Below are 12,497 nucleotides of genomic sequence, written 5' to 3'. Positions count from 1 at the left end.
CTGGATCAATCCCAGCTCCGGCGTGCAGGCCTTCGAAGGCGAATCCGGCATCCAGGAAGCCTTCAAGCCCGGCACCGGCCCCAACCTCATGACCTCCGTCATCGGCGTCGACGTGCAGGGCTACGATGCCGCGCAGCGCCAGATGCAGATGCAGCAGCAATATGGCGGCGCCGTCGTCACCCAGCCCAGCGGCAACGGCCAGTTCCTCGACCCGAGCCTGGACGCAGCCCAAAGTCTGTCAGGCAACTAGAACGGTCAGTCCCTCGGTCGTGATTTGCACACTGCGCAGCAAACGCCCATCTTGATGATATGACCACGAAACGCCTGACCCTCGCCGTCCTGATCACTGCCTGCGCCATTGCGCCGGCGCTGGCCGCGTGCCCGGCCCCCGTGGCCGGCGACACCGCAGCCGCCATCGAGGCCAACCAGCAAAGACTGGTCTGCCTGCAGCAGGAGCTGTCGCAAAAGAGCGAGCAGTACCAGTACAAGGTCGAGATCAACACGATCGAGCGCAAGATCGACGACATTCAGATCCAGCGCCGCTTCGACTCTCTCAACTTCCCCAAACCCGTCACGCCGGTTTTCTAGGGGCAATTCCTGCGCGCAGGTCAGCTTGCCATCGGGCAATCTAACCCGTTGTCCCGCCTCATAAAGACTCCCTTCACGGTGAACGGGACTTTCCCTTTCCTTCCCTCGGCTCGCCCCTATGGTGCCGCCGTATATTTAGGAAGAGGGGGCGTATTGTGCGTTCATTGGCGTTTTTGAGCTTGCTGGCCGGTCTGGCCGCAACACCAGTCATTGCTGAAGATTTCAACCTTATCGAGGAGGTTGAAACCGAAGCGCTGACGCCGGGGGCCGCCGCTGGCGCGGTTCTGGGCGAGCGTCGTTTCGTTCTCAGCTTTGAGCCGAGCAGCATTCGCGAAGCTGGTCTCATCCGGTCGAAATTCGAGAAGGAAGGCATCTTCGCCGACGTTCTCGATGACCTCGCCGACCAGATCGCTCTGCCGGTCGATGTGCCGGTGACATTCGCCGATTGCGGCTATCCCAATGCCTTCTGGTCGCCCAGCGAACAGAGCATCACCTTCTGCTACGAGCTGATCGTCCTCTACAACGACACCTATCAGCACCTCGAAGGTCCCGAGGGCAGCCTTTTCCGCTGGGCCGATCAGAGCACCGTGTTGAGCGGCACGACGCTGTTCGTCCTGCTGCATGAACTCGGGCACGGCCTCACCGCGCTCTACGATCTCCCGATCACCGGCCGCGAGGAAGACGCCGTCGACCAGTTCGCCGCGCTCACCCTGATCGGGGCGGATGAAGAAGGCGACACCTTCGAAGAACGCCCCTCGCGTTTCGCGCTTCTCGGCGCTTACTTCTTCAAGCAGCTCGCCGGCGCCCCGGAGGATCTCACCCGCGCGATTTTTTCGAATGAACACAGCCTTGGCCAGCAGCGCTACTACGACGTGATGTGCCTGATCATTGGCTCCGATATGGAGACCTACGCGCCCATCCTGACCCCTGGCATGGTGATGGTCTTCGACACCGTCGAAAAGAACCCTGCCGACTTCGATCAGGCCAAGGTCATGGACTGGCTCGCAAAGACCGACGACCTCAACATCCTGCCCTCATCCCGCGCCTTGCGCTGCCAGCAGGAATTCGCCCGCTACAACGCGAGCTGGGACTACATCGTCGACACTTTCATGACCGTGCAGGCCGACTAGGGCTTGGTCCGATCCTGGCGCGTCAGTCGCGCGCCAGGATGATCAGCCGATCCTCAGTCGAATAGACTTCGGCAGCCGATTTTGCCGGGTTGATCAGAATGCCATTGGCCGCAGCATCCGGCCTCGGCCGGTGATAGCCAATGGCCACCTCGCCCCGGAGGCGGGCCGTCTCGGTCACCGTGTAGAAATTGACCGGCACGCCCAGGGCCACATAGTCGCTGGCCGGGCGCATATAGAGTTCCGATCCTTCTTCGTCCAAAAGGTCGTCGAAGATCGCCGTCAGCGCATCATTTTCCGAAGCCTGCGCCAGCATCAGACTGACGAGTTTGTTGGACACGACGAAATCGTCGGCCCGCGTCACTTCCGCCAGCTCGCGATTGCGCACATCCACCATTTCCGAAACAACCTTCACGCGGCGCCCCGTCGTCTCGGCGATCTTGCGCAAATGTAGCAAGGTCACCAGCGTCCGTGTGTCGGTCGGCTGCGGCGCCAGGAGGTCCGAATAGCCCAAGACCAGCACATGGTCGTAGCTGCGGATATCGAGCCCCTCCAGCGCCTTGCGGCTGGTGATATCGGTGCGCCCGAAAAAGATCTGCAGGTTGGTATTGGCGACGGAAAGCGCCGCCACATCGTCTTCCAGCGTCGGTGTATCCGCGGCAATGGTCAGCACCGAGCCCGGTTCGACATAGCGGCTGAGCTCATAGGCGATGATCGGCGCCCGCCTGTTCCAGCCCAAGAGCAGCACGCGTTCCGGCTGCGCCGCGGCGCGGCTAGAGGGGCGCATCTGCGATTGGTCGGGCAGGGCGCCCGGCGCCTTGATCTGGATCGCCGCATCATCTTCCGCGATGATCACGGCGCGGTCACCCGCCACGAAACGGCGCGACATATCCGGGTTGAGCTCCACCGAGCCATCGGCCGCCACAATACCGATCAGGGTCGAAGCGTCATAAGCCATCAGGCTTTCGCCAAAGGTCTTGCCGACCAATCCCTGCTGCTCGACCGTATAGATCTCGCACCCCTCGAAATCGAGCAGTTCGGAATAAACCGCCGAAAGGCCCGCCTGACGGCTCGAATGCACCACGATGCGGCCGATCAACTCGTCCGCCAGCACCAGCTGCGCCTCGCGACCACCCACCACACGCGCCACCTCGACATTCGCCGTATCGCGAATCTCCGCGGCAATCCGATAGGGCTCTGCCCGCCGGCGCGGATCGTGCACCAGCGCCAGGATGGTCTTGATCACGCTGCTATCGGCGTCGTCCATGCTGCCGTCCTCGCCCTCGGGCGACAGGATGACGATCGACCGCGCCGATTGCGGCGTCACCAGCGACAGATCGTAAAGGTCGGTCGGGTCGCCACTGCGGCAGATGATCCGGGTATTGCCGAGATCGGCGACCTTGGCCGATATCTCGTCCTCCATCTCCACCTTGTCGCGATTGGCCATGATCACAATGCGCGGCCGCTTGCGGCTGCGATTGGCCACCACGAGTTCGGCGATCACGTCGAAGATAGACGGGCTCCAGTTGAGAATGATCGTGTGGTCCTTCTCGAGCACCTGGCTGCGTCCCTTGCGCAACTCGTCGAGCTTGCCCTCGATGCCGGACGACAACACGCCGATCAGCGTCGAAAAGATGAAAATGCCGGCGATGGTGACAAGCAGTCCTACGGCCCGGAATGTCCAGCCCGTGTCGCCGGCGACCGTGCCGGCATCCATCGACCGCATCAGCGATTCCCAGGCGGCCTCGAAAAAGTCCACCGGCTGCCCGCCTTCGGGCGCCAGTTGGAACAGCACCAGCACGATCGAAGCCACGATGATGACCACCAGCGACAACAGCGCCAGCCAACCGATCAGGGCCACGGGTCCGGCCGACATGGACTTGTCGAACTCGTAACTCAGGCGCGCACGAACCGAACGCCGCTTGGGGGTAGTCATGTCAGGGGGAATCTCCGGGCCAGGCGCGGCCACGCAGAGTGTCTGTTAGCGCAAGTGCCGCAACCGGCCAACGGGCGCCTTAAAAGAAAGTGAACGCCGCGGTCCACCAACCGAAAGCGCAGCACTAGCAGCAATGTAGGAGTGAGTGGTGCCCCCCGCCGGACTCGAACCGGCACGCCTCGCGGCGGAGGATTTTGAGTCCTCTGCGTCTACCATTCCGCCAGAGGGGCACGGGCACGGTTCCTAGCCTAGAGCGGTGCGGCTGGCAACTGCCTGGGCGCGTTTATCCAGCGACCAGCAAACGCACCACGTAAACCGTGGCAACACCCGTCGCCATGGCCGCAAAGAGATTTTTCGAGAGGATGAAGACCAGTGCTGTTGCCGCCGCAGCAATCGCCTCGGCGATGCCTCCGGTCACGATGGCCGGCGCGACCAGCGCAGCCAGCACGGCGCCCGGAATGTGCCGCAGCCAAGCGGCGGCAAATCCATCGCGGGGCAGGCGGTCTGCCAGCAGGAAGCCGCTGGCCTTGATGGCCATGGTCACGATGGCCATGCCCAGAATCGCCGCTACGGCCTCAGGACTGGTGAGCATTTTTCCGCGTCTCCAGGAAAGCGCCGACAAGGCTGCCGACCACGCCACCGACCAGAATGTGCCAGCTACCCTCGACGAGGTGCGACGTGACAATGGCCGCCAGTGCCGCCACGAGCCACGGCACCAGATCGCCGCGTCCCTTCCACATGCCCAGCAGCAGCGCCAGGAACGTAGCCGTAAAGGCGAAATCGAGCCCCCAGCGCGAGGGATCGTCGATAGCTGAGCCCAGCCCATAGCCGATCAGGTTGGTGCACATCCAGGCAATCCAGGCGAGTGCACCGCCGCCCATCAGAAAAGCGACCGAGCCCTGTCCCCGCGCCATGGCAGCGACTGTCATCGCCCAGTTCTCGTCGGTCACCAAATACATGCTGAACGCGCCTCTCAGACGGCCCTTGGCCGGGTAGAGCGGTCGCAGCGTCGCGGTGAGCAGCAGGTAGCGCAGGTTCACGATCAGTGCCGCCAACACCAGCGCCCCAATCGGCAATGTGGCCGGCGTAGTGGTCCACAGATCGAGCGCCACGAACTGCGCAGAGCCGGCAAAAACCAGTGCGCTCATCATGATGACTTCGAAGAGGCTCAGCCCGGCGCCGCGCGCCAGCACACCCCAGACCAATCCATAGGCCGCCACCGAAATGGCAACGGGCATGCAGGCGCGGGCACCTGCCAGAAACTGGTCCATCCTGGAATCGGGGCTGGCGGCGATATCTGTCATGTCCCGTTTCTAGCACGGAGCCCCGCCAAACCAGCGATGACAAGTCCTGATGACTCCCATCGCCATCTTTGATCGCAGGGCCCGTATCGCGGCGTTGACGCTCTTCCCGCAGCGGCGTAGACAACCTTCGTGTCATTGCCAAGCCTCCAGCGCCCGTCCAGCCGGCACCTCGTCTTCGGGGTGTGAATTGGTCCCTCCGGCCACCTGATTTGTTCAGTTCCGCCGGTTCGGGGCCGCCGCCGTGACGACAGCCAAATGACGTGTTCTCCTGGAGCGTTCTCATGGACCCCCATTCCACCCGCCCCCTCTGGCAGCGGTTCGCCTTCTTTCTGCTTCCCCTCATGGCCTCGAACATTCTTCAGGCCCTCTCGGGAACGGTCAATTCCATCTATGTCGGGCAGATGATCGGCGTCGAAGCGCTGGCGGCCACCGCCACCTTCTTCCCGATCATGTTCTTCTTGATGAGCTTCATCATCGGCCTTTCCGCCGGCTCCACCATCCTCATCGGCCAGGCCTGGGGCGCCAGGAATATCGATAAGGTCAAGCAGGTCGCCGGCACCACGCTTGCCACCACGATCGTGCTCGGCCTCTTCGTCTCCATCGTCGGCGGCATCTGGACCGAGCAGATCCTGACGGTTCTAGGCGCGCCCGAGAATATCTTGGGCATGTCGGTCGGCTATGCCCGTATCGTGCTCATCGGCATGCCTGCCTTCTTCATGTTCCTCGTCGTCACCTCCGTCCTGCGCGGCGTGGGCGATACGATCACCCCGCTTGTTTCGCTGATCCTGTCGATGGTCGTGAGCCTGCTCGTCACCCCGGCCCTCATTCAGGGCTGGTTCGGCCTGCCGCAATTGGGCGTCAATGCCGCCGGCATCGCTATGATCTCCGGCTTCCTCACGGTGCTGATCTTCCTCTTCGTCTATATGCGCGTGCGCAACATGCCGCTTGCGCCCGACGGGGTTCTGCTCGGCGCCATGATCAAGCCTGATTTCAAGCTCCTTGGGCTTATCCTCAAGCTCGGCGTACCGGCCGGTCTGCAGATGGTCATTTCGTCCATTGCCGGCATCGTCGTGGTTGGCCTCGTCAATCGCTTCGGCTCCGACGCGACGGCCGCCTATGGGGCGCTGGGGCAGGTGATGAGCTATGTACAGTTCCCGGCCATGTCGATCGGCATCGCCGCCTCTATCTTTGCCGCCCAGGCAATCGGGGCGCGCAAGTCCGAACAGCTCGGCGCCATAACCCGCACCGCATTGACGCTCAATCTGATCATCACCGGGGGCCTGATCGTTCTGGCCTACCTCTTCAGCCAGCACGTCGTCGCCCTGTTCATCACCGATCCATCCGTCATCGAACTCACCGAGACGCTGCTGCACGTCGTGCTGTGGAGCCTCCTCTGCTTCGGCTGGAGCGTGGTGTTCTCCGGCATCATGCGCGCCAGCGGCACCGTTTATGCGCCCATGATCCTGTCGCTGGCCTGTATCCTTCTCATCGAACTGCCCGGCGCCATCTGGCTCAGCCAGACAAGCCTCGGCCTCACCGGCATCTGGGTCGCCTATGCGGCCAGCTTCACCTGCATGATGTTCCTGCAGGCCGCCTGGTATCAGTTCGTCTGGAAGAAAAAGAAGATCGTCGCGCTTGTCTAAAGCGCACGGGGAGGGCGCTTCGGCGCCCTTCCTAACTGACGAGGTGTGCGCCTATCAGCGGCGCCACCACCGGCACATGCGTCTGCGCCAGATCGTGTCCCGCCCCTGCAATCACATGCAGCTCCGACTGCCGGAGCAATCGCCCGAGGCGCTCGCCAACCGCAACAGGGCTGATGGGATCGCCATCGCCCCACAGCAACAGCGCCGGCGCCTCTATCGTCTTGATTGCTTCGGAAAGGTCTGTACCCGGCGTGCTTATCCACCGAGCTGCACTCGGAAACGACCGGTAATAGTCTTCGCGCCAGTCCGCGGCCCCAAGGTCGGCAAGCGGCAATCCGCCCGAAGTGACGGCCAGCACCAGTTTCTGAATGAATTGCGGCTTGGCGAGTGCCGCCCGTATCGCCACGACGCCACCCATCGATTGGGCGACCAGATTGACCGGGCCGTCTATTTGCTCGATCACCATCGCCACGAGATCATCGAGGCTGGTTACCGCCGGATCGGGCGGTTCGTTTCCAAGGCCGGGCCAGGAAAAGAACTGGCCCTCGATTCTCAGGCGATCCGCCACCGGACGCCAGAATGAGGCACTGCCTCCCGCGCCGGGTAGAAAGAGGGTCTTGGCCGTCATCGTAGGGCTGAGCCCTACTTGTCGCCCAAGCGCATGACCAGAGCGCGCTTGCCACCGGGGGCGAACACGTCGAGGTCGATATTGACCGGTTCCTGCACCATGCGGCGCGTACGCGCCGAAAGCGTCAGAACCACATTCATCAGGTCGCCCACCGAGCGCCGCTGCTTCGGCAGAAGGCGTTCCGTCATGCCCGAAAGCGCCTTGTTGCGCGCGGTCATGTCAGGCGAGGCGAGTGGGGAGCGGCCGATAAAATTGGCCAGTTCCACCAGGGAATTGCGTTCGCTCATTGGGCTACTCCAAACACAGGCACCAAACTGCTTACACAAGAGGCGGCAGGCGAACGGCCCGTCGCTTCGACTTTCTCAGGGCGTCAGCCCTGCATCGCCAGACACGCCATGTTGGCGTCCTTGAGACGGTTGCACATGGCCGTCGCGCCATCCCTGTCACCAAAACCGACGAAGCGAGCACGATAGAAAACCTGGCCGTTCTTTTCGAAGCGCTCGACATAGGAGCGGAAGTCACCGAGGCCACCAACCTTGCCGGCAGCATCTGAAAGCATGGAGCGGGCGCTGTCTTCCGAAGGACCGGCGCCGATCTGCACGATCCATGCGCCTGCGGAGAGACCTGCCGTATCGACGGTGCCGCTGGTCATCAAGTCGATCGGCTGCTCGGCCGTCGGAGCGGCAGGAACCGGGGCTGCGCCGGCGCCTACATTGCCAGGCGGCTCAAGCGGAGCGGAAGCGCGGGTCGAACCGAGCGCTGCCGGCGGCGCACCAAGATTGTAGGTATCGCTGAGCCAGGCGCCGATAATGTCCTGGCTCGGATAGGCCGGAGTAGGAGCCTGCGTCGGTGCAGCGAGCACCGCGGCGGCCTGCACTGCCGGCTGAAGACCGATATCGGCGGGTGCTGCGGCCGGAACCGGAGCGGCCGAAGCCATGACCACCTGCGGCTGCGCTATGCCACTCTGCGCTGCCGCGAGTTCGGCAAGGCGGAAGCCGGGCAGGGGCATCGGCATTACGAAGACCGGCTGCGTCGGCTGAGCCACGGCAACCTGCACGTTCGAATTGCCCTGGCGACCCGGCTGGGGAACCATGGCGGTCTGCAGATAGTCGCCACGGCGACCCTTGGGCAGGTAGTTGGCGACGAGCTGGCGCACCTTTTCGTCACGCGCACCGGCCGAATTGAAGCCGAAGGCGACGATCACGATATGGCGGTTGTCCTTGCGGGCAGCGGTAAGGAGGTTGGAACCGGCAGCATTGATGTAGCCGGTCTTGATGCCATCCACGGCGCCCATATAGCCGAGCACGCGGTTGTGGTTGCCATAGGTCTTGCCGTTGTAGCGGAAGGCCGTGGTCTGGAAGAATTCGTAATACTGCGGAAAGTGCTGGTAGATCGCGATGCCGAGGATCGCCTGGTCGCGTACAGTCGTCACCTGGCCGCCATCGGGAAGGCCCGAAGCGTTGCGATAGGTGGTGTTGCGCATGCCCATGGCGCGGGCCGTAGCCGTCATGCGCTCGGCAAATTTGCTTTCGGTGCCAGAAATATGTTCGGCGATCACGCGGGCCATATCATTGGCCGACAGTGTCACCAGCGATTTGATCGCATCTTCAACTGCAATGGTCGAACCAGCACGAAGGCCGAGCTTGGTCGGCACGGCCGAGGCCGCGTGCTTGGAGACCGTCATCTTGGTCGAAAGGCTGAGATTGCCCGCCTGCAGTTCCTGGAACAGCACATAGAGCGTCATCACCTTGGCGACGGACGCCGGATAACGTTTGGAATCGCCAGCTTCCTCATAGAGGACCTCGCCCGACTTGGCGTCGACCACGATGCCGGCATATTTCCTGAGATTTTCGATGGCGTGCGCCGGGGCGGCCAGGTGCAGGGAAAGGCCCAGCACAAGGGCAATCGCGGCGATGGCGCGGACAAAGGAAGCGCGCCAAGGGGTCATGGCCTGGAAGGTCAACCCGAAACTCCAACTTTACTCATCGGGCTAAACTGCCCGTACGCAACTGAAACAAGGCCCGCAGATCGAGGCCCCCGCCCGATCCATGCCATTGATGCAGAATAGGCCCACCCCGTTACCATTCCGTAAAATGCCATCGATTTCTGTCTCAGAGTCGCAATCCGGTCACTTCAGGCCTTGTCGTTTGGCCTTGCGGCAAGCTGTTGACGAAGCTCGGATACAGGCGCTCAACTTTTCGGGATCATGTGCCCCTTAACACGGGCCCCTTTTTGCCTACATAATGGTTCCGAAGAGCTGCTTCGGTTCCTCCCAGAAATTCCGCTAAGAATATGACACGAACCACCACCCACTCTCTGTCTGCCCGTCCCGCCAAAGGCTTCGAGAAGCCCCTCGGAAAGCTTGTGGCCGGGCCGAAGGATGATGATGGCGGTCGCAAGGGAGATGACGGAAACAGCTTCGAGACCGGGACCGTCACCAAGACGCGTCCCAAGACCAAGCGGCCGAACCTTTATCGGGTTATGCTGCTCAACGACGACTACACGCCGATGGAATTCGTCGTTCTGGTCTTGCAGGACGTCTTCAACAAATCACGTGAAGACGCCATGCAGATCATGCTGCATGTTCACCAGAAGGGGGTCGGTGAGTGCGGCGTATATCCTTACGAGGTCGCCGAGACCAAGGTGACCCGCGTTATGGATACGGCACGCAAGAACCAGCATCCGCTGCAATGCGTGATGGAAAAGCAATAGGAACATCATATGCCCTCATTCTCTCGCGGACTCGAAAAGGCTCTGCATCAGGCGATGAACCTGGCGCGCGAGCGGAACCATGAGTTCGCAACGCTTGAGCACCTCTTGCTGGCCCTGACCGACGACCGCGAAACGATCGCCGTGCTCAATGGCTGCGATGTCGATGTCGACGCGCTCAAGAGCGATCTTGAAGACTTCATCAATGAGGAACTGGACAGCCTCGTCGTCCAGAACGGCCAGGATGCGCGCCCAACCGCCGCGTTCCAGCGCGTCATCCAGCGCGCCGTTATCCACGTTCAATCATCCGGCCGCGAGGAAGTGACCGGCGCCAACGTGCTCGTCGCGATTTTCGCCGAGCGCGAGAGCCATGCCGCTTATTTCCTCGAACAGCAGGATATGAGCCGACTCGACGCCGTCAACTTCATCTCTCATGGCATCACCAAGTCCGGCCCAGCCGAAGACCGCAAGGTCCGTGGCTCGGAAGAGGGTGAAGCCAATACCGAGGGTGGCGCTGCCGAAGGCAAGAAGACTTCGGCTTTGGCCGATTTCTGCGTCAACCTCAACGAGAAGGCCCGCGCCGGCAAGATCGATCCGCTGATCGGTCGTGATAGCGAACTGCGTCGTACCATCCAGGTGCTCTGCCGCCGTTCCAAGAACAACCCGCTCTATGTCGGCGACGCTGGCGTCGGCAAGACCGCCATCGCCGAAGGCCTGGCTCGCAAGATCATCGAAGGCGACGTGCCTGAAGTGCTCAAGGAAGCCGTCATCTATTCGCTCGATATGGGCTCGCTGCTCGCCGGCACCCGCTATCGCGGCGATTTCGAAGAGCGCCTGAAGTCGGTCATGAAAGAACTCGAGAAGATGCCCAATGCGGTGCTCTTCATCGACGAAATCCACACCATGATCGGTGCTGGCGCCACTTCCGGCGGCGCGCTCGATGCCTCGAATCTCCTGAAGCCCGCTCTGGCGTCAGGCGCGATCCGTTGCATCGGCTCGACCACCTACAAGGAATATCGCCAGTTCTTCGAAAAGGACCGTGCCCTCGTCCGTCGTTTCCAGAAGATCGACGTCAACGAGCCGACCGTTCCGGATGCCATCGAGATCGTGAAGGGCCTGCGCCCTTACTTCGAGGAATTCCACAAGATCAAGTACACGGATGAAGCCCTCAAGGCTGCCGTGGAACTGAGCGCGCGCTACATCAACGATCGCAAGCTGCCCGACAAGGCCATCGACGTGATCGACGAAACCGGCGCCGCCCAGATGCTCTTGCCGGAAGACCAGCGCAAGAAGATCATCGACGTCGAAGACATCGAAACCACCATCGCAACGATCGCCCGCATCCCGCCCAAGTCGGTGTCGAAGTCCGATGCCGAACTGCTCTCGAGCCTCGAACAGAGCCTCAAGACGGTCGTCTTCGGTCAGGATCAGGCAATCACGGCGCTTTCCTCGGCCATCAAGCTTGCCCGTGCGGGCCTGCGCGAACCGGAAAAGCCCATCGGCTCTTACCTCTTCACCGGCCCGACCGGCGTGGGTAAGACCGAAGTTGCCAAGCAGTTGGCCGATACTCTCGGCGTCGAACTGCTGCGCTTCGACATGTCCGAATATATGGAACGTCACACGATCAGCCGTCTGATCGGTGCGCCTCCAGGCTATGTCGGCTTCGACCAGGGAGGCCTTCTCACCGACGGCGTCGACCAGCACCCGCATTGCGTCGTGCTTCTCGACGAAATCGAAAAGGCCCATCCGGACCTCTACAACATCCTGTTGCAGGTCATGGACCACGGCAAGCTCACGGACCACAACGGCAAGGCAGTCGACTTCCGTAATGTGATCCTGATTATGACGTCCAACGTGGGTGCATCCGAACTCGCCCGCTCGCCCATCGGCTTCGGCCGCAAGCGCGAGCAGGGGGACGACGAAGAGGCGATCAACCGCACCTTCTCGCCCGAGTTCCGCAACCGTCTCGACGCCATCATCTCCTTCGCGCCTCTCCCGCGTGAAGTGGTTCGTCGCGTGGTCGAAAAGTTCGTGCTGCAGCTCGAAGGCCAGTTGGCCGAACGCGGCGTCACGATCAATCTGACCCCGGAAGCTGCCGATTGGCTGGCCGAGCACGGCTATGACGAACGCATGGGTGCGCGTCCCCTCGGTCGCGTCATCCAGGAATACGTCAAGAAGCCGCTTGCCGATCAGGTCCTCTTCGGCGAACTCGTCAACGGCGGCAATGTCACCGTTGCCGTGGTCGGCGAAGGCTCGGAAGCCAAGCTCGAACTGGTCGCGGTTCCCCCGCGTCCCGCCAAGCCCAAGGCCCTCCCGAAGCCCAAGAAGCCCAAGGCCACGGCCGACAAGAACAGCTAAACAAAAGGCCGGGAGCGATCCCGGCCTTTTCATTAAATCGCACACTGCTTCTCCCGTCATTGCGAGGAGCCCTTGCGACGAAGCAATCCAGTTCTCGCCGAGCTTGTGGCTCTGGATTGCCGCGTCGCTTCGCTCCTCGCAATGACGGAGAGAAACATGAAAATCTACCTCGCCGGCCCCGACGTCTTCCTGCCGGACGCGGTC

At 62.1% G+C, this 12,497-nt stretch carries 12 protein-coding genes and 1 tRNA gene; 6 read left to right on the top strand and 7 right to left on the bottom strand.

Annotated elements, in window-relative coordinates:
* From ABW043_RS19980 to ABW043_RS19970, 3 genes are all read left to right on the top strand, one after another.
* Positions 1-250 (top strand): hypothetical protein (locus ABW043_RS19980; RefSeq protein WP_353922953.1); only part of this gene is annotated, 250 nt, incomplete at its 5' end.
* Positions 251-309: 59 nt separating this feature from the next.
* A complete protein-coding gene (locus ABW043_RS19975) occupies positions 310-588 on the top strand; it encodes a hypothetical protein (protein ID WP_353922952.1) in 279 nt (92 codons plus the stop codon).
* Positions 589-743: 155 nt separating this feature from the next.
* The gene (locus tag ABW043_RS19970; RefSeq protein WP_353922951.1) at positions 744-1,718 is read left to right on the top strand and encodes a DUF4344 domain-containing metallopeptidase; all 975 of its coding nucleotides are present in this window, start codon (positions 744-746) and stop codon (positions 1,716-1,718) included.
* Positions 1,719-1,740: 22 nt separating this feature from the next.
* Here the strand turns inward: ABW043_RS19970 and ABW043_RS19965 are convergent, their stop codons facing one another.
* From ABW043_RS19965 to ABW043_RS19950, 4 genes are all read right to left on the bottom strand, one after another.
* On the bottom strand, positions 1,741-3,651 hold the full coding sequence (locus ABW043_RS19965) for a CASTOR/POLLUX-related putative ion channel (protein ID WP_353922950.1): 1,911 nt from the start codon (positions 3,649-3,651) through the stop codon (positions 1,741-1,743).
* A gap of 146 nt (positions 3,652-3,797) precedes the next feature.
* Positions 3,798-3,881, bottom strand: a tRNA-Leu gene (locus tag ABW043_RS19960).
* Positions 3,882-3,934: 53 nt separating this feature from the next.
* The gene (locus ABW043_RS19955; protein WP_353922949.1) at positions 3,935-4,243 is read right to left on the bottom strand and encodes an AzlD domain-containing protein; all 309 of its coding nucleotides are present in this window, start codon (positions 4,241-4,243) and stop codon (positions 3,935-3,937) included.
* Complete coding sequence (locus ABW043_RS19950; RefSeq protein WP_353922948.1) at positions 4,227-4,955, bottom strand: AzlC family ABC transporter permease; 729 nt, start codon at positions 4,953-4,955, stop codon at positions 4,227-4,229. Before ABW043_RS19950 ends, ABW043_RS19955 begins: the two co-directional genes overlap by 17 nt.
* Before the next feature lie 281 nt (positions 4,956-5,236).
* On the opposite strand from ABW043_RS19950, the gene ABW043_RS19945 reads away from it, so the two are divergent.
* The gene (locus tag ABW043_RS19945; protein WP_353922947.1) at positions 5,237-6,598 is read left to right on the top strand and encodes an MATE family efflux transporter; all 1,362 of its coding nucleotides are present in this window, start codon (positions 5,237-5,239) and stop codon (positions 6,596-6,598) included.
* A 31-nt stretch (positions 6,599-6,629) separates the two neighbouring features.
* Here the strand turns inward: ABW043_RS19945 and ABW043_RS19940 are convergent, their stop codons facing one another.
* The 3 genes from ABW043_RS19940 to ABW043_RS19930 all read right to left on the bottom strand — a co-directional run bounded on the left by ABW043_RS19940 (position 6,630) and on the right by ABW043_RS19930 (position 9,189).
* Positions 6,630-7,226, bottom strand: coding sequence for an alpha/beta fold hydrolase (locus tag ABW043_RS19940; protein ID WP_353922946.1), 597 nt, complete (start codon positions 7,224-7,226; stop codon positions 6,630-6,632).
* 14 nt (positions 7,227-7,240) lie between these two features.
* Positions 7,241-7,513: a hypothetical protein gene (locus tag ABW043_RS19935; RefSeq protein WP_353922945.1), complete on the bottom strand. Its 273-nt coding sequence runs from the start codon at positions 7,511-7,513 to the stop codon at positions 7,241-7,243.
* A gap of 83 nt (positions 7,514-7,596) precedes the next feature.
* Positions 7,597-9,189, bottom strand: a complete 1,593-nt coding sequence (locus ABW043_RS19930) for a serine hydrolase (RefSeq protein ID WP_353922944.1) — start codon at positions 9,187-9,189, stop codon at positions 7,597-7,599.
* A gap of 329 nt (positions 9,190-9,518) precedes the next feature.
* On the opposite strand from ABW043_RS19930, the gene clpS reads away from it, so the two are divergent.
* Both clpS and clpA read left to right on the top strand, forming a co-directional pair.
* The gene (clpS, locus tag ABW043_RS19925) at positions 9,519-9,938 is read left to right on the top strand and encodes an ATP-dependent Clp protease adapter ClpS (RefSeq protein ID WP_353922943.1); all 420 of its coding nucleotides are present in this window, start codon (positions 9,519-9,521) and stop codon (positions 9,936-9,938) included.
* A gap of 9 nt (positions 9,939-9,947) precedes the next feature.
* Positions 9,948-12,293 carry an ATP-dependent Clp protease ATP-binding subunit ClpA gene (clpA, locus tag ABW043_RS19920; protein WP_353922942.1) on the top strand — a complete coding sequence of 782 codons (2,346 nt, stop codon included), beginning with the start codon at positions 9,948-9,950 and terminating at the stop codon, positions 12,291-12,293.
* Positions 12,294-12,497 lie beyond the last annotated feature (204 nt).

The sequence above is a fragment of the Devosia sp. genome (genome assembly GCF_040509215.1).
Lineage (GTDB): Bacteria > Pseudomonadota > Alphaproteobacteria > Rhizobiales > Devosiaceae > Devosia.
This window is presented reverse-complemented; position numbering and strand designations above follow the sequence as displayed.

Bases quoted from the DNA above. Each gene is read 5' to 3' on its own strand.
- ABW043_RS19975 (WP_353922952.1), top strand. From the start codon at position 310: ATGACCACGAAACGCCTGACCCTCGCCGTCCTGATCACTGCCTGCGCC.
- ABW043_RS19965 (WP_353922950.1), bottom strand. From the start codon at position 3,651: ATGACTACCCCCAAGCGGCGTTCGGTTCGTGCGCGCCTGAGTTACGAG.
- ABW043_RS19955 (WP_353922949.1), bottom strand. From the start codon at position 4,243: ATGCTCACCAGTCCTGAGGCCGTAGCGGCGATTCTGGGCATGGCCATC.
- ABW043_RS19950 (WP_353922948.1), bottom strand. From the start codon at position 4,955: ATGACAGATATCGCCGCCAGCCCCGATTCCAGGATGGACCAGTTTCTG.
- ABW043_RS19945 (WP_353922947.1), top strand. From the start codon at position 5,237: ATGGACCCCCATTCCACCCGCCCCCTCTGGCAGCGGTTCGCCTTCTTT.
- ABW043_RS19940 (WP_353922946.1), bottom strand. From the start codon at position 7,226: ATGACGGCCAAGACCCTCTTTCTACCCGGCGCGGGAGGCAGTGCCTCA.
- ABW043_RS19935 (WP_353922945.1), bottom strand. From the start codon at position 7,513: ATGAGCGAACGCAATTCCCTGGTGGAACTGGCCAATTTTATCGGCCGC.
- clpS (WP_353922943.1), top strand. From the start codon at position 9,519: ATGACACGAACCACCACCCACTCTCTGTCTGCCCGTCCCGCCAAAGGC.
- clpA (WP_353922942.1), top strand. From the start codon at position 9,948: ATGCCCTCATTCTCTCGCGGACTCGAAAAGGCTCTGCATCAGGCGATG.